This window comes from Methanospirillum hungatei, assembly GCF_020216685.1.
Classification (GTDB): domain Archaea; phylum Halobacteriota; class Methanomicrobia; order Methanomicrobiales; family Methanospirillaceae; genus Methanospirillum; species Methanospirillum hungatei_B.
This window is the reverse complement of record NZ_JAIWNS010000053.1, coordinates 1-16,801: the sequence shown is the minus strand read 5'-3', so window position 1 is coordinate 16,801 and position 16,801 is coordinate 1. Positions and strand designations below refer to the sequence as shown.

The 16,801-nt window shown below is 52.6% G+C and carries 13 protein-coding genes; 5 read left to right on the top strand and 8 right to left on the bottom strand.

What is annotated here, in order from left to right:
* The coding region (gene larC, locus LDL35_RS02940) for a nickel pincer cofactor biosynthesis protein LarC (protein ID WP_304019331.1) at positions 1 to 925 on the bottom strand (925 nt) is incomplete at its 3' end.
* A gap of 43 nt (positions 926 to 968) precedes the next feature.
* Here larC and LDL35_RS02935 point away from each other — a divergent pair.
* Positions 969 to 3,383 (top strand): CDC48 family AAA ATPase, encoded by a 2,415-nt coding sequence (locus LDL35_RS02935; protein ID WP_304019329.1) that lies wholly within the window; start codon positions 969 to 971, stop codon positions 3,381 to 3,383.
* Between the two features lie 92 nt (positions 3,384 to 3,475).
* Positions 3,476 to 5,029 carry a class I adenylate-forming enzyme family protein gene (locus LDL35_RS02930; RefSeq protein WP_304019327.1) on the top strand — a complete coding sequence of 518 codons (1,554 nt, stop codon included), beginning with the start codon at positions 3,476 to 3,478 and terminating at the stop codon, positions 5,027 to 5,029.
* On the opposite strand, the gene LDL35_RS02925 is transcribed toward LDL35_RS02930, so the two are convergent.
* From LDL35_RS02925 to aspS, 4 genes are read right to left on the bottom strand one after another with little or no spacing between them, the layout of a single operon-like run.
* Positions 4,986 to 5,315, bottom strand: a complete 330-nt coding sequence (locus LDL35_RS02925; protein WP_304019326.1) for a hypothetical protein — start codon at positions 5,313 to 5,315, stop codon at positions 4,986 to 4,988. The two genes, LDL35_RS02930 and LDL35_RS02925, sit on opposite strands and share 44 nt — an antisense overlap.
* Positions 5,316 to 5,322: 7 nt before the next feature.
* On the bottom strand, positions 5,323 to 5,880 hold the full coding sequence (locus LDL35_RS02920; protein WP_304019324.1) for a winged helix-turn-helix transcriptional regulator: 558 nt from the start codon (positions 5,878 to 5,880) through the stop codon (positions 5,323 to 5,325).
* 51 nt (positions 5,881 to 5,931) lie between these two features.
* Positions 5,932 to 6,834, bottom strand: coding sequence for a methionine synthase (locus LDL35_RS02915; RefSeq protein ID WP_304019322.1), 903 nt, complete (start codon positions 6,832 to 6,834; stop codon positions 5,932 to 5,934).
* Between the two features lie 2 nt (positions 6,835 to 6,836).
* Positions 6,837 to 8,129, bottom strand: a complete 1,293-nt coding sequence (aspS, locus tag LDL35_RS02910; protein WP_304019320.1) for an aspartate--tRNA(Asn) ligase — start codon at positions 8,127 to 8,129, stop codon at positions 6,837 to 6,839.
* Positions 8,130 to 8,229: 100 nt separating this feature from the next.
* On the opposite strand from aspS, the gene LDL35_RS02905 reads away from it, so the two are divergent.
* Both LDL35_RS02905 and LDL35_RS02900 read left to right on the top strand, forming a co-directional pair.
* Entirely contained in the window at positions 8,230 to 9,579 is a 1,350-nt protein-coding gene (locus tag LDL35_RS02905; RefSeq protein WP_304019319.1) for an amidohydrolase family protein, read from the top strand.
* A gap of 31 nt (positions 9,580 to 9,610) precedes the next feature.
* Complete coding sequence (locus tag LDL35_RS02900; protein ID WP_304019317.1) at positions 9,611 to 9,859, top strand: hypothetical protein; 249 nt, start codon at positions 9,611 to 9,613, stop codon at positions 9,857 to 9,859.
* Here the strand turns inward: LDL35_RS02900 and cofD are convergent.
* Positions 9,854 to 10,747, bottom strand: coding sequence for a 2-phospho-L-lactate transferase (cofD, locus tag LDL35_RS02895; protein ID WP_304019315.1), 894 nt, complete (start codon positions 10,745 to 10,747; stop codon positions 9,854 to 9,856). The genes LDL35_RS02900 and cofD overlap by 6 nt on opposite strands.
* A gap of 45 nt (positions 10,748 to 10,792) precedes the next feature.
* Here cofD and LDL35_RS02890 point away from each other — a divergent pair, with 45 nt between their 5' ends.
* On the top strand, positions 10,793 to 11,992 hold the full coding sequence (locus tag LDL35_RS02890; RefSeq protein ID WP_304019313.1) for an HD domain-containing protein: 1,200 nt from the start codon (positions 10,793 to 10,795) through the stop codon (positions 11,990 to 11,992).
* Positions 11,993 to 11,999: 7 nt separating this feature from the next.
* Here LDL35_RS02890 and LDL35_RS02885 read toward each other — a convergent pair whose 3' ends face one another.
* Positions 12,000 to 14,825, bottom strand: a complete 2,826-nt coding sequence (locus LDL35_RS02885) for a PKD domain-containing protein (protein WP_304019311.1) — start codon at positions 14,823 to 14,825, stop codon at positions 12,000 to 12,002.
* 149 nt (positions 14,826 to 14,974) lie between these two features.
* Positions 14,975 to 16,801 (bottom strand): PKD domain-containing protein (locus tag LDL35_RS02880; RefSeq protein WP_304019309.1); only part of this gene is annotated, 1,827 nt, incomplete at its 5' end.

The following is a 16,801-nucleotide window of genomic DNA, read 5'->3' as shown; positions in this document are numbered from 1 at the left end:
CAAGGTCCCTGGCTAGTATCTCTGCAAGGACTCCTGATCGTTCAGGGGGTGAGATAACCCTGATAAGATGCCCCGGCCGTCCTTTTTTCATGAGGACCGGCACCGCACAGGCATCCCGTGCCCCTTCTTTCATTACTCGTGAAAGCAGGGTTCCGATGCACTCTCCGGTGATGTCGTCAACATTCGTCTCAAGGATATCCACTCTGTCTTCTGACAGACCCTGGCACTCCATCAGATATGCCCTGAGCACATTCGGAGATCGGGGGTCATCCCTGCTGCCTGCCCCGTATCCGGTCTTCAGAATGGCCCCGACAGGAAGATAGGGGACACCCTCTCCACAAAACTCGGAGAGAATTGCAGCCCCGGTGGGGGTGAGTTGTTCTCCGGTATGCTCTCCTGACATCACGAGGAGTCTGCCGGATGAGAGGATCTCGGCGGTTGCTGGTGCCGGTACAGGAAAGGTCCCATGAGCACAGGTCAGCATCCCGGTCCCGACGGCTACCGGCAGGGAGATGATCTTTTCAGGAGCAAGCAGGTGTACCGCCATACAGGATCCGATAACATCGGCAATCGCATCATCAGCGCCGACCTCATGAAAATGAACATGGTGCGTTCCGTGGACTGCCTCTTCTGCCCGTGCAATCCTGGTAAATATGAGTTCAGCCTGTGTAATTACTGCCGGAGGGGCCTCTGCCTTCCGAACGATAGCAAGCACTTCCTCAAGAGTCCGGTGGGCAGGACCGGCATGGGTATGGACCTTCACGGCAGCAATGCCACACCTGTTTACTATCTCACTATCCGGAGTCTGCACAACAGACCCCATCGCTCGCATGACCTGCTCTTTGTCAGCACCAAGGCTCAGGAGAGCTCCACATATCATATCCCCTGCAGCGCCGTGAAAGGGGTCAAATGCGAGAAGACGCATGGTTCCTATACTTTTAAGTCCCGGCGTATATGATGGTTAGGTAATGGAATTGTATCTCAGGGTTGATAGTGCATATCCCGGAGACCAGGGGGGAGGGAAAGCCCGCCTGGATCCGGAAACTATGAACCAGATGCGACTTTCACCGGGCGACATCATCCGGATCTCCGGCAGGTCCGTAACCGTTGCAAAGGTCTGGCGTGCCCAGCTGGCAGACTGGAATCAGCAGAAGATCCGGATTGATAATTTTACCCGGATGAATGCAAATGTCTCGATTGGAGACACGGTCAAAATAACCAAGGTGGAAGAGACGATCCCTGCCGCGACTGTGGTGCTGGCACCCCCCGAGGATCTCCCGAAAAATGTGCCGATGGCAGAACCCTCAACCATTCATCACAACCTCATAGATTATCCGGTCGCAATGGGAGACTCGGTACCTATTCCCATAGGAATGCCCTTTGTTCAGCCGCAGATGGTGGCATACAAGGTCATCGAGCTGGATCCTCCGGATGCGGTCATCATCAGTCAGCGGACCGAGGTGATCATATCAGACAGTCCTATCAGCGGGTTTGAGGGCATCAGCCAGATTACGTATGAGGACATCGGCGGTCTTCGTGATGAACTCCAGCGGCTTCGGGAGACCATAGAACTTCCGATGCGGCATCCTGAACTCTTCCGGCGTCTTGGGATAGAACCCCCCAAAGGTGTCCTCCTCTTCGGACCACCGGGAACCGGGAAAACACTCATCGCAAAGGCGGTTGCAAATGAGTCCGGGGCACATTTCATCCCGATTGCCGGCCCTGAAGTCATCTCAAAATATTACGGGGAGAGTGAGCAGCGGCTTCGGGAAGTATTTGAAGAGGCGGCTGACAATGCCCCCTCCATCGTCTTCATCGATGAACTTGACTCGATCACCCCCAAGCGTGAGGAAGTGACTGGTGAGGTCGAACGGCGGGTCGTTGCCCAGCTCCTCACCATGATGGACGGTCTTGAGGAACGGGGACAGGTTGTCGTCATCGGAGCGACAAACCGGCTTGATGCCATCGACCCGGCACTCAGGCGTCCTGGAAGATTTGACCGCGAGATTGAGATAAGCGTCCCTTCAAACCCGGACCGGATAGAGATATTAAAGATTCACACAAGAGGGATGCCTCTGTATGATGATGTGAATCTTGAAGAACTGGCCGAACGGACCCACGGATATACCGGTGCAGATATCGCAGCCCTCTCCCGTGAGGCGGCAATAAGAGCCCTTCGCCGGTACCTCCCACACATCAATCTTGACGAGGATATCATCCCTGATGAAGTCCTGGAGACTATGGTTGTGACCGGAAAGGACTTTCACCAGGCCCTTCGCGAGATCACCCCGTCAGGAATGCGCGAGGTCATGCTTGAGGTCTCCCACCTCAGGTGGCGTGATGTCGGAGGGCTGTCTGATGCCATCGAGGAGATCAGGGAATCGGTTGAGTACCCCCTTACCAGAAGAGAGAAGTACGATGATCTTGGTATTCAGTCCCCCCGTGGTGTTCTCCTCTATGGCCCGCCTGGAACCGGCAAAACCCTCCTTGCAAAAGCAGTTGCGAACGAGTCAGGTGCGAACTTCATCGCCGTCCGAGGTCCCCAGCTCCTGTCCAAGTGGGTTGGTGAGTCTGAACGTGCGGTCCGGGAGATCTTTAAGAAAGCGAGACAGGTCTCCCCGGCCATCATCTTCTTTGATGAACTGGATGCCCTGACTCCTGCCAGGGGAACGGCGGGCGACAGTCACACCATGGAGAGTGTCTTAAACCAGTTCCTGACCGAGATGGATGGTCTGGTTGAACTGCGGGACGTGGTTGTGATGGGAGCGACAAACCGGCCTGACATTGTAGACCCGGCCCTTCTCAGAACAGGACGGTTTGACCGGCTCATCTATATCGGTGAACCAGGTACATCTGACCGGGTAGACATATTGAAGATCCATGCACGGCTCATACCCATCGAGGGGTCTGCCCTGGAATCACTTGTGGATGCCACGCAGAACTTTACAGAGGACGACTTTGAGATCCTGGCCGGAACCCTCCCCCGTGAAGTCAGATCATCAGGGCCTGAACTCATGGAATATATCCGCTCAATCACTCCGTCACAAGGAGCGATCAGCCGGTCAGCACGCCGCAGGATCCTGGTTGAGATCTTTGAAAAATTCAGGATCACCATTGAGGATCCGGTTCTGGACAAATTGTTTGGTGATATCGCGTCACGGACAGACGGTTATGTCGGGGCTGACCTTGAAGGACTCTGCCGGGAAGCAGCCATCTTTGCCATGCGGGATCAGCTCCATTATGTAAAGAAAGACCACTTTGAGCGTGCCCTTGAGAAGGTCCACCCGACCATGAATGAGCGGCTTCGCGAGGCATATAGCCGGGTAAAAACCCATTTCAAAGGTGGTATGCCGAAAAAGAGCGAGCCACCAGAGTACCAGTAACCCTCCCTTTTTTCCATCCTCTTCCCATGTATGGAGGGAGTGCTATTTGGGCATCTATGTACAACATAGTACACAAGTGAGAGTACCCAGTTATGTTTAATATATCCACATTTCTTGATACCCATCAGGCCCGGTTTCCAGACAAAATAGCGCTCATCCACCCAAAATCCAACCGGTCGTATACATATACCGATCTTTACCGACTCAGTGGTTCTCTTGCTGCAGCATGTGAAGAGTTTGGTCTTGTTCCAGGTGATCGGGTTGTCCTGTATCTGGACAGTTCACCTGAGTACCTGATCAGCTATTTTGCACTATGGCGTGCCGGTCTTGTCGCGGTTCCGACCAACATCGTGTACCGGAAGGAAGAACTTGCCTATGCAATCCGCGACTCTGGTGCTAAAATGCTCATCGCATCGGTCAGTTCACGGGATATCACCGGTTCGATGAAGGACTCCTGTCCTGAGCTTTTGCATATTATTGAGGTGGGAGGAGAAGGCAAATACTCCTGGGAGATTCTCACCAGGTCTCATGATCCTCTCCGCCCGGTACCCTGCTCTCCGGATCAGATCTGCCAGATACAATATACCTCAGGAACAACCGGCAGGCCGAAAGGGGCCATGCTGACCCACAGCGGATGGCTTGCCGCCCTGCAGGCCGAGGGGGAGGCTCTTGATCTGACAAGTGATGATATCTACCTTGGCATATACCCGATGGCACATGTCGGGATCTCATGGGGGGTTTCTGTGCTTCGTGCCGGCGGGACCTATGTGATCATGGAGCGGTATAACCTGGATGAGTACATCAGACTGACCCGTGAGTATCAGATAACAGTCCTTGCCGGAATGCCTCCGGTTATTCATGCCCTGACTGAAACCCCACCGGGAACCGAGGATAACTTCACCTCTGTCCGCCGTATCATTAGTGGGGGCGGGCCGATGCACTCACCGACCTGGAAAAAGTTCAATGAACGTTTTAAAATACCGGTCATCAACGCCTATGGTCTTTCTGAGACGATCGTTCTCGGATGCGGGACGGTTATCAGGCCTGAAGACTATCCGACCGCAGATGAGTATAACAGTGTTGGAAAACCGGTCGGGTATGCGGAGGTAAAAATCGTTGATGCTGGAAACCCGGCAAAAGAACTTACCTCCCCGAATGCTGGTGAGATAGCACTTCGCGGGCCGGGGGTAGCCCTTGGATACTGGAACCAGCCTGAAGAGACAAAAGAAGTCTTCATGGAAGATGGCTGGTTTCTGACCGGAGATATCGGGTATATCGACGCTCATGGCATGCTGGTCATCACTGACCGGAAAAAGGACATGATCATCATGTCAGGATGGAAGGTATATCCGACCGAGGTTGAGAACGTCCTCATCAATCACCCGAAGATATCAGATATTGCCATCTTTGGCTGTCCTGATGAAGAAAAAGGTGAGATTCCTGCGGCAGCGGTAGTCCTCCGGAATAAAGATGATACCCTGACCCTTGAGGAACTCTCCGGCTGGTCTCGTGCCCAACTTGCAGGATATAAAATTCCCCGTCGTCTTGTGATTCTCGATCATTTACCGCGAGTCGGCGGATGGAAGCTTCTCAGGCGGGAACTCAGGGAGTCGTTATGTTCGGAGAAGCCGAGCGGGGAAGCGTGAGTGGAGCGGTGGCATTGACCACTCCCTTTGTCTCGTGGACCGGACTGTCACGAATATTGAGGATATCATTAAAGCTTACAACAATACCTGAGTCTCCAATCATGTATGTCTGATTGGCATATGATGCATTTTTCCCGGCCATCGACTGCATGATAAGGTAATTTTCGAGGAGTGAGCTCTGTTCCCTGACCGGTGCCCGAATACCCATCAGGAAATTACCTGCCAGTGAGAGGAGAATGCCGCAGACGAGGAGCAATGCAAGGAATATTATCCGGTTTTTCTCCATATTCTCCTCATTTCAGCAGAATGAGGTTTCCCATTCCTCTCCGTCTCTTCTCAATCAGTCCCATGCTCTCAAGCATATCAAGAGACCGGCTGACATTGGATTTTGAAAGTCCGGTCTTTTCAACGATATCACTCTGGGGGATGATCCCGTCTGCATCAAGGATGGTCTGGTAGATGAGCTGCTGATCCTCTTTTAATGTGGGAAGAACCGTCTCCCATTTTCGTTTCCTATCTTCCAATGGTGAGAATGGTATAGGCGCCTCCTGGTATGGAAGAGGTGGCGCTCCCTGTGCCTGGGGGACCGGAAGGGGATGGATCTGTTCATAGAGCAGAAGATAAAGCCCGCTTCCACAGATTATAAGGGACGCGACAATGAGCACGATAACATCAGTTGCCGAATATATATCCCCGATCCGTTCGGTCTGGATGATATAATCCTCACCGGTATACCAGATCACGAGCGGAGTCGGGTTCATCAGCTTCAGGCCAAGGATAAAGACCGATGCAATGAACAGCACTGCTGCCAAGAGCTCTTTTCCGTTCAATGAAGGAATGCCAGGCGTCATCAGGTTACCTATCAGGTGTGTGTTCAGACGCAATCATTGTTTTCACAAATTCTAAAGTTCCTGCCGTACTTCAGAAACGACCCCGGTAAGCCTGGTCAGTTTTGCGTACGCACTCTCCGGAGTGTGCATCCGAAGACCACAATCCGGGTCAGGAAGGATCCGTTCCGGTCCAAGGATATCTATTCCCTTCCAAAGCCGCCTCTTCACATTATCGGCCGAATCAAGGACCTGTGAGGATGAATCCACGATTCCATATCCGATGTACCGGTCTTTTAAATCCTTCCCTGATAATGATGCCAGGTTTTCTGCATTCACACTCCCTTCAAAATCAAGGATCTGAATGGGCATTGCGAGCAGATCGTCGATGATATGTGCAATATTTCCACAGGCATGCAGACAGACCGGGATTGAAACTGCCTGTGCGATCGTAGCGATTGCCTTTTTCGCAACATCCAGGTCAGCTGCCCCGGTTGAGAGGATTGGTTCATCAATCTGCAGCATAACCGCCCCGGTCTTTGCAAGGCCCTGAGCCTCCACCACGAGGGATGATGCAATATCCGGGATCAGTTCATTCCGGTTCCGGTACAGGGGAGTGCCCAGATGAAGACCGTATGCAAGCGTGGACGGACCGGTGATGATCGCTTTCACGTATGGATGCTGCCTGACTGCGTATGCCGTATCCTTTATCGTTATCGCCTGGCCAGGGGGCATCACCCGGCCGATGACGTCGCTTCCCCGGATCCCCGGGAGTTTTGAGGCAAATGCCCCGATCATGTCACCCCGCACCTGCCCGTCTGATATGATTGTAATACCTGCCTTTTTCTGAAGAGATACTGCCTCCTCCACCGCTCCGTGCAGGGGATCAAAGAGGTTTTTCAGCGTTCGCTTTGGCTGGCCTGGATAGCTGCCGACAACCGTTGTCGGAAGGATGGTGTCAGGGATGAATGACTGCATGATCAGGGAACAACCCGGTGTCTGTCACGGGGAAAGAGGACTGCTTCACGGACATTTGGAAGACCAAGCATGGTCGTTACCAGACGCTCAGCACCAAGTCCCCAGCCCGCATGGGGCGGCATACCAAACCTGAAGGGGTTGAGATAGAACTCAAAGTTCTCAGGATTTAATCCTTTCTTCGCTATCTGCTCTACCAGAAGGTCATGCTGGTGGACCCGCTGGGCACCGGATGAGAGCTCCATCCTGGGGTGCATCATATCAAAGGCCTTACAGATCTCGGGATCGTTCTCGTAGGGCATTGCATAATAAGGTCTGATTGAGGACGGCCAGTCAACGATAAAGTACATTCGTCCCATCTCTTCACCAATCGCCCGCTCTGCAGCCGTTCCGATATCATCACCGTACGCGATATCCTCTTCGCATTTTGCAGATGCAATCTCGATAGCTTCACTATAGGGAAGACGTGGGAACCCTTTTTCAGGAACGGCGAATGAATCAAGCCCTAAATCGGCGATGGCATCACTGCAGGTCTTATCAACAAACTGGTAGATGTCTCTGACCAGATCTTCAAGCGTCTGCATGACCCCGATATGGTCGGTGAATGAGACTTCAATATCGATGGATGTCGCCTCATTCAGGTGCTTTGTTGTATTGTGCTCTTCAGCACGGAAGATCGGACCGATCTCATAGACCTTCTCAAACCCGGCGGCCATCATCATCTGCTTGTAGAGCTGCGGGCTCTGGTTCAGGAATGCTTCCTTCTCAAAGTATGCGATCGGGAAGAGCTCAGTTCCTCCTTCGGTTGCTGCGGCGACGATCTTTGAGGTATTAATCTCGATAAACCCGTTATCAAAGAAAAAATTCCGGGTTGCATGCTGGACGGCGTTTCGGATTTTAAATATGGCACTGACCCGTGGTCTGCGTGCATCCAAAAACCGGTTATCAAGCCGGGTGTCGAGTTCTGCCGGCACTTTCTCCGCCACATCGAGGGGAAGAGGGGTTGCAGAAAGGCTCACGATCTCGATTGCATCGGGGATGAGCTCTCTGCCGCCCGGTGCTTTCCCTTCAGGTTTGACCATTCCAGTGACCCTTACAACAGACTCACGGGATATTGCACGGATCGTTTCAGCAATCTCCGGTGCAACCTTCTTTTTTGGTACGGTCACCTGGATAATTCCTGTTCTGTCACGTATTAAGAGAAAAGCAAGACCTCCAAGGTCACGAATCTCATGTGCCCATCCGATAACCTCGGCTGAGGGCGTATCAGGAGTAATGGTATTGATCGGAACACGCATATTATACCCTTACTCAATGAGCGGGAACGCTCAAAACTCTTTGTGGACCGACGCATCATCTGGTTTTATTGATGATACAAGAAGACAGTATGGGTAATTCATGGCAGATCCAAAGGATATCCCACCCAGTAAAAACGAGGATTTATTTTTAAAATGTCGCTCCACGCTCATCACCGGTGTTCTCCTCCCTGATAAAACGCGGTCCGACATCTGGTATGATGAGACCGGTACTATCCGTGCAGCCGGCCCTGATATTGCCCGTATCTATCGGAATGAGGCAGACATCATCATTGACGGATCAGGATTTCTCGCGATGCCAGGTCTTGTCAATACCCACACTCACGCTGCCATGACCCTCCTTCGCGGCTATGCCGATGACATGCATCTGCAACAGTGGCTCTCAGAAAAGATCTGGCCGCTCGAAGCCCATCTTACCGGTGAACATGTCTACTGGGGGACGAAACTTGCCTGTCTTGAGATGATCCGGTCAGGAACGGTAGCCTTTAATGACATGTATTTCTTCATGAAGGATGCGGCACGGGCGGTGGATGAATCAGGTATCCGCGCCGTACTCAGTCATGGGATCATCACCTTTGGAGATGAAGCGAAGATGGAGGCTGAACTGAAAGCCACCGAAGACCTTGTTCATCATGTACGGTCACTGAACACGTCCCGGATCAGTTCTGCCATCGCTCCCCATGCACCCTATACCGTTCCCCCGCAGCACCTCGAGGTTTGTGCCGACTACAGCAAAAAGGAGAAGATACTCATCCACACCCACCTTGCGGAGACAAAACAGGAGGTTGATGACTGTCAGAAATCCTATGGCATGACGCCGGCAGCCCTTCTTGACAAGGCCGGATGCCTGACCGAACGAACCGTGGCGGCACACGGGTGCTGGCTCTCGGAAGATGACTGCCGGCTTCTTGGAGAACGGGGGGTTTCTGTTGCCCATAATCCGGTCAGTAATATGAAGCTTGCAACCGGGCGGGCAATGCCTTATCACTGGCTCAGGGAGCAAGGGGTAAATGTCTGCCTCGGGACCGACGGATGCTCTTCAAATAATAACCTGGATATGCTTGAAGAGATGAAGACCGCTGCCCTCTGTCAGAAGTTCTTCTGGAATTCAGACACCCTTCTCCCCGCAGCAGAAGCCCTCTGTATGGGAACCTCCTGGGGAGCAAAAGCCCTTGGATACCAGGGAGGAGTGATTGAGGAAGGCATGCCTGCAGATATTGTGCTCATCTCCCTTTCTCACCCGGCGATGGTACCCCTCCATAACCCGGTCTCAAATATTGCCTATTCAGCGGAGGGCAGTGCCGTGGATACCGTCATCTGTCAGGGGAAGATCCTCATGTACAACCGGTATATCCCCGGTGAAGAGAAGATTATTGCCGGGGCACGAGAGAGTGCTGATGACCTCCTCAGCCGTGCAGGAATTATGGCATAACTCAATAATGCCAGCATCCCTACATATGTGCATGAGGTTCATACGCAGTTTAACGGCGATTTTAATCTGTTTTGTTCTGCTGGGAGTATCCCTGTCAACGGCAGATGAGACAGGGAGTAGTGCCAGTGATTTCTCCGGTGAGGACCTGAATCAGCTCTTATCAGGCATGAATTCGGGTTCGTTTGATCTGGGCAGCCTCCTGAATGAGGAAGTTATCTCCGGCATTCTCAGTTTCTTACTTGCCCTGTTCATGTCGCTCTTTGGAATATCGTTGTCATAATCGGGTAAGGATCTCCCTCATGAGATGCTCTGCAATAGCAGGGGTCTTCATGAGAGTATCCAGCCTGACCGCACCCGGGACCTGGGCAGTATCCCGCTCGTCCTGGATGAAGACATCGACAAGATCCGCATACAGTGCCCTGACTCCCGTGGAATCAGCCGGGTATTCCATCGTCTTCATGAGCTGGGCAGCCGGTCCTGAAACCGGGCCGTCTCCGATAAAGGGGCTGATTGCTATTACTTTCTTCTGTGCAAGTTCTTCCCTCACTCCGGTACAGGAGAGGATCGGCAGAATACTTGTCACCGGGTTACTGGGGCCGATGATAACCACATCTGCCTTCCTGATTGCCAGAGTGACCTCTGGTGTTGCCGGTGGCTGCTCATCCGGGACATGGATAACTGCAGATATTTCAGTGCTGCCCCGGTATCTGACCCAGTACTCCTGGAAATGAATGTCTCCCTTCGCCGTTCGTACATAGGTAGTGTAGGGCGAGTCTGACATCGGGAGAATAGTCGCCGTAACCCCGAAATGCGAGCACAAATGCTGTGTTACCCGGGTCAGGGTCATACCGTTTTTCAGCCACTCAGCCCTCGCGATATGGACTGCACGGTCCCTGTCACCAATGGACATATACGCGTCCGGAAGCAGAGTGCTCAAGACTTCATGGGTCAGGAAACTATCCCCTCGAACGCCCCACCAGGTATCGGTGTTGAGTAGACCGGCAAAGAGATACATCACGGTATCTACGTCAGGAGAGATGTGTCCACCCTGATACCAGATATCCTCTCCCGTATTAACGATAACAGATATTTCAGAATCCGGAAGGATATTCCGGGCGCCCTCGAGAAGCTTGGGTGTGCCGGTTCCACCGGACAGGAAGGTGATCATCCTTTTCTATGTTACCTGCCCGATCATAACTCATGTGGGGACCGAATGAAATCGATTAAGGATCCGGTCCATGGGTATATCCAGGTGGATTCATCCTTTCTTCCTCTCCTGGATACGCCACAGGTCCAGCGTCTCCGGTATATCAGACAACTAGGCTTCTCATTTCTCGTCTATCCTGGCGCACATCATACCAGGTTTGAGCACTCGCTGGGGACCATGCACCTGGCCCATTCCCTGGGAACCAGGCTCTCTCTCTCCCATGAGGATCAGGCCCATATCACGGTTGCAGGCCTTCTTCATGACATCGGTCATGGTCCGTTCTCTCATGCAATAGAAGGTCTGTCAGAGGAGATCCTGAAAAAGAGACATACCAACATATCTGACCAGCTGAAAACCGGGATTCTTGGAGAGCGTATAACTGACGCCGGGCTTGATCCGGATCTCATCTATCAGCTCATCAACGGTCGTCATCAGTGTTCAGGGATCATCCATGGAGACCTTGATGTTGACCGGATGGACTACCTCCTCCGTGACGCTCATTACACCGGGGTGCCGTACGGGACGGTGGATGCCATGCGGCTTATCAGGGCGATGCGGCTGTGTGAGACCGGAATTGTCCTTGATATGTCCGGGGTTCAGGCCGCAGAATCACTGCTGATTGCACGAACTCTGATGCGACCTGCGGTGTATTATCACCATGTCAGCCGGATTGCAGAGAAGATGTTCTCCCTTGCGGTGTATGAATACATCAAAGATGATCCGGCTCTTCTCCGTTCTCTCCTGATGGCAGATGATGCGGCCTGTATACAGCATCTCCTTCATGCAGACAATCCGTCTGTATCAGGACTAGCACAAAACCTCTATGAACGCCGGCTCTTTAAACGGGCATTATATGTCGGAAAGGATGATGTCAGGGAGGTCCACCTGATTACATCTGAATCCTTCCTTCGTGAGCGGAACCTGGCTGAAAAGATAGCGGATGAAGCAGGTATCAACCCAAATCAGGTGATGGTTGATATCCCTGCATTTCCCCGTGATATCTGGATGGAGGTTCAGGTTCAGGACAAGCATTCCCTCTGCCGGCTGGAAGAGGTATCGCCCCTTGTCACCACCCTCAATGAGACCAGAAGAAGTCAGTGGCGGCTTGGCGTGTATGCACCAAAGGGTCTCACAGATGTCGTATCAGATGCAGCCCGGTCGGTCCTGAATATTAAACCGTTTACAAGGCAGGAACGACTCTTATAAAAAAGGGTTATGCAGCGTTTGCTGCAAGGACACCGTCTGCGGTCATGTATAACCAGTACCCGCGGAACGGATACATAAGAGTTGCATCATTGCTTCCCTTGATGATCATCGGGTCATACTGCTGGGCTGCTGCATTAAAGCCTGCACAGTTCACCCACTTATCCTGCACGGACAGGAGCGTGAACTTTGCTTCAATTGGTGTTGTTCCGGTAAACCCGATGCCATTCCACCCCTTCTTCAGGTATGCAGTCGGCGGAGTCTGGACCGGGTTCGTGTCATATCTGATCGGCACCGACGAGGTTCCCTTAGAGTAGATCCAGAACCCTTCGAGCGGTTTTATCGGGCTGGACGGATCAAGGGTGTGCCACAGATGCTTTCCGGTGTCATACTGGAACATACTGTGCCCGCCTGAGTCGATGACCTTGAAGATGGATGCCGTGTCATATCCGGGTGCCAGTTTCTTTGGCACTGATATGAAGTTCCACCCGCCTGATACCGGGATGAGATCATCATAGGGCGTGTTGACGGTTATGAACTCAGATTTTGAGACGGTATCAGATCCATATTTGCTGGATGCGGTCAACGTGACGGTGTACTTCCCTTCTTTTGTGTAGGTATGGACCGGATTTGCAATCATGTCCGTAGCCCCGTCTCCAAAGTCCCATGCCCACATGGTCGGGTTTCCGCTCGAGCGATCGGTAAAGCTGACCGTGAGAGGTGCCTCACCGGACCGTGGCACTCCATCAAAGTCTGCCTTGATTGCCGGACAACTCTCTACTGTGATAAATGCCTGCTTTGTGACCGTGCCAGTTGCTCCGAACTGGTTTGATGCAGTCAGGGTGACCGTATAGGTTCCTGGAACGGTGTAAGTATGTCTCGGGTTCTGCAGGGTGTTTGGCGGCGGGCATGCTCCTCCTTCGCAGGTTACATTCTCTTCTGTACTGGCTGGAATGATGCCTCCGTCTCCGAAGTCCCAGTTCCACATGGTTGGTGAATCCGATGACTTGTCGGTGAACTGGACGGTAAGCGGGGCACATCCTGATCGGGGTGTTCCGTCAAAGTCTGCAACGATTGCATTTGCGGTGACCGTGATGTATGCCTGCTTTACCTCAGTGTCAGAGGTGCCATACTGGTTTGATGCGGTCAGCGTAACGGTATATGTGCCTGGGAGCCGGTAGGTGTGCCGTGGATTCTGCAGGGTGTTTGGCGGCGGACACCTTCCTCCTTCACAGGTCACTTCCTCCTCCTCACTTGCCGGAATAATTCCCCCATCCCCGAAGTCCCAGAGCCACTTGGTTGGGTTTCCGGTTGAAAGATCGGTGAACTGAACGGTCAGAGGTGCATATCCGCTGGTCGGATTACCGACAAAGTCAGCATTGATTGACACATCCCTGACCGTAACCCACTGTGTCTTGCACACGGTGTCGGACGTATACTGGTTTGACGCGGTGAGCGTTACTGAGTAGGTCCCCGGTGTTGTGTATACATGGGTCGGGTTTGCAACCATGTCCGTAGCCCCGTCTCCAAAGTCCCAGGCCCACATGGTTGGGTTCCCGGTTGAGAGATCGGTGAACCGAACCGTCAGTGGTGCATCTCCAGACCGTGGGTCTGCAGAGAAGTCTGCCTTTATCGCCCGTGGTGTGACTGTAACGAACTGTGTCTTTGTGACCGTATCAGAACTGTACTGATTTGAAGCAGTCAGGGTCACGGTGTATGTTCCGGGTACCCGGTAGGTATGCCGTGGGTTCTTCAGGGTGTTTGGCGGCGGACACCTTCCCCCTTCACAGGCCACTTCTTCATCTTCACTGGCTGGTATGATAGTGCCATCCCCAAAGTCCCAGTTCCACATGGTCGGGTTCCCGGTCGAGAGATCGGTAAACTGAACCGTCAGCGGGGCTTCACCGGATCGCGGATCTGCAGAGAAATCTGCCTTTATCGCCGGTGGATTCACCTTAATGGTCGTTTCACTGACTCCTGACTCACAGGTCTGGCTGGAAGCGGTAAGACGAACCTGGTATGTTCCGGGGTTCTTATACACATGCGTCGGGTTAGCAACCATGTCGGTGGTTCCATCCCCAAAGTCCCAGGCCCACATGGTTGGTCCTCCAACCGAGAGATCAGTGAACTTCACCGTGAGCGGAGCAGCACCGGACGTTGGATCAGCTCTGAACCTGGCCTCTATGATACAGGACGGCTCAACGATGATGTACTTCTCCTTCACCTTGGTGCTTGTCCCTGCAGTCGGGCTGCTCACCGTCAGTGTAACGGTGTATTTGCCAGGCCGTTGATAGACATGGCTTGGATTCTGCTCATATGCAGTACCCCCGTCCCCAAAGTCCCATTTCCACTCTTCAACCGCACCCTTGGAACAGTCGGTAAACTGAACATGAAGTGGCGCTTTCCCATAGGTCGGATTTGCCAGGAAATCAGCCTCAAGCGGATATTTATCCCTGACAATAATATACCGCTGCCTGACCTTGGTACTCGTAGCACCGGTGATACTGGTCGCCGTCAGACTGACCGTATAAATTCCGGGCTCACTATAGATATGAACCGGATTTGCAGTTCCGGATGCAACATTTCCGTCTCCAAAGTCCCAGTTCCACATCGTCGGATACCCGGTCGATGAATCAAGGAACTGAACACGAAGAGGAGCGACCCCGTCGGTAGGGCTCCCGATAAAATCAGCAATAATGCAGGCACCGCCAGGACCATCACAGATGGCCTCTCCAGCTCCTGCTTTACTAATCTGCTCTCCTGCTCCTGACACGACACCTGATGCCGCAAATGTCAGCACCAGAAACAGGGCGAGCATATACACTATTTTTTTCATTCTTCCCACCACCAGCAGTTGTGAAATGTGCCTCTGACACACCCACCTAAACCGTACCTTATCTCATACCAACTTAATGGTATCCATCTGAATCCTGTCTCTGTTCGCATATCACATCCCCCCACATTTTTATCATCCCCAAAAAATAATCAGGCTGAAATCGCGGCAAGAGTGCCGTTATCAGACATGAACAACCAGTACCCGCTGTAGGGATACAGGCGTGCATCGTCATTTCTGCCCTTGATGATCATCTGATCATACTGTTGTTTCTCTTCGTTGAATCCAAGGCAGTTTACCCACTTGTCCTGAACTGACAGGAAGGTGAACTTTGCTTCCAGTGGTTCACGTCCGGTAAATCCGATTGCATTCCAACCCTTTCGTAACTCCTTGGTCGGAGGTGTCTGCAGCGGATCAGAGTCATAGGTAAGTGAGACCTTGTCTGCGACCCGTGAGTAGATCCAGACCGCATCGAGCGGCTTTATTGGGCTAGATGAGGTCATGGTTATCCACTGCCCGGTCACTGCATCATACTGGAAGATACTGTGCCCGTCCACCTGAATATGGCTGAAGATTGCTGCAGTATCCTTTCCTGGGGCCAGTTTCTTTGGAACGGAGATAAAGTTCCAGCCTGGATAAATTGTGATCGTATCAACCGGCTGTGGACTGCCACCGACACAGATGTATCCTGACTTTACTTCTGTGTCTGATGCTCCAAACTGGTTTGATGCAGTCAGCGTGACGGTGTATGTGCCGTCATTTACATAGGTATGGGTCGGGTTTGCAAGGAGACCTTCAGTCGTTCCGTCTCCAAAGTTCCATGCCCACATCGTCGGCCCACCGGTTGAGAGATCGGTAAACTGGACCGTCAGGGGTTTTGAACCGCTCCGTGGGGATGCGGTAAAGTCTGCCTGAATGCCCGGGGTAATCTGTCCGACGGTGATATATCCGGTCTTTACTTCGGTATCAGATGCTCCGTACTGGTTCGATGCTGTCAAAGTGACGGTATAGGTGCCTTCCCGTGCATAGGTGTGAATCGGGTTTGCTATGTTGTGACAGTCAGTTCCTGAGCAGGTTGCATTTGCCGGAATGACGCCGTCACCAAAGTCCCAGAACCACATCGTCGGCCCGCCGGTAGAGAGATCAGTAAACTGGACCGTCAGGGGAGCAGGACCGCTCCGTGGGGATGCGGTAAAGTCAGCATTAATTCCAGGTTGTGGAGAGCTGCCAAAGTCCAGGTCTTTGCGTATGATACGCTCACCGCCACGGGTGATGACCTGGGTTGCCCCTGCTTTTATGGTTCCGATCCAGAATGAGATCGTCTTTCCTGCATCAGCTTCAGTGACCGGGACGATAAGTCGTGGATCGTCAGGTGCCTGCCCTGGAGCCCCATACGAACCTGCATACCTGGTGACATAGGTGGTCACGACGGTAGTATCGATCTTTGCCTGGATGGTGGTTCCCACCGGGGCTGATTTTCCGTCAATCTGGACATATCCATAGAATTCATACGGACTCATTGGCGGAATCGTGGTAAAGGTAAGATCCTGTCTGAATCTGCCGCCACTGGTTATCTGGAAGGTCTGACCTGCAGCATACTCCCCCTCCATGAAGGTGATATGCTTTCCGATATCATCAACAGTAATCGGGACCCGAAGGGCCGGATCGGTGTCATATTCTCCACCGTACTGACCGCTCTGGGTTATTTCATAACTGCCTCTGACAACACCGTCAATCATTGCTTTCAGGACTGTTCCCTTCGCAGCAGGCTGGCCGTCAATAGTAACCGAACCGTAGAACAGAAGGTCCGGAAGCGGCTGTGCATAGACGAAGTTCAGCGGCTGCTCCATCATCTTACCGTCACCGGAGACGGTAACCGATGGTGCTCCCTGGATCCCTCCACTCCAGAATGAGATCTGTCTGCCGATATCAGCCTGGTTAATCTTCACCGTCAGCTGATCTGCAAAGCCTCCTGCTCC

Bases quoted from the DNA above. Each gene is read 5' to 3' on its own strand.
- LDL35_RS02935 (WP_304019329.1), top strand. From the start codon at position 969: ATGGAATTGTATCTCAGGGTTGATAGTGCATATCCCGGAGACCAGGGG.
- LDL35_RS02930 (WP_304019327.1), top strand. From the start codon at position 3,476: ATGTTTAATATATCCACATTTCTTGATACCCATCAGGCCCGGTTTCCA.
- LDL35_RS02925 (WP_304019326.1), bottom strand. From the start codon at position 5,315: ATGGAGAAAAACCGGATAATATTCCTTGCATTGCTCCTCGTCTGCGGC.
- LDL35_RS02920 (WP_304019324.1), bottom strand. From the start codon at position 5,880: ATGACGCCTGGCATTCCTTCATTGAACGGAAAAGAGCTCTTGGCAGCA.
- LDL35_RS02915 (WP_304019322.1), bottom strand. From the start codon at position 6,834: ATGCAGTCATTCATCCCTGACACCATCCTTCCGACAACGGTTGTCGGC.
- aspS (WP_304019320.1), bottom strand. From the start codon at position 8,129: ATGCGTGTTCCGATCAATACCATTACTCCTGATACGCCCTCAGCCGAG.
- LDL35_RS02905 (WP_304019319.1), top strand. From the start codon at position 8,230: ATGGCAGATCCAAAGGATATCCCACCCAGTAAAAACGAGGATTTATTT.
- LDL35_RS02900 (WP_304019317.1), top strand. From the start codon at position 9,611: ATGAGGTTCATACGCAGTTTAACGGCGATTTTAATCTGTTTTGTTCTG.
- cofD (WP_304019315.1), bottom strand. From the start codon at position 10,747: ATGATCACCTTCCTGTCCGGTGGAACCGGCACACCCAAGCTTCTCGAG.
- LDL35_RS02890 (WP_304019313.1), top strand. From the start codon at position 10,793: ATGAAATCGATTAAGGATCCGGTCCATGGGTATATCCAGGTGGATTCA.
- LDL35_RS02885 (WP_304019311.1), bottom strand. From the start codon at position 14,825: ATGAAAAAAATAGTGTATATGCTCGCCCTGTTTCTGGTGCTGACATTT.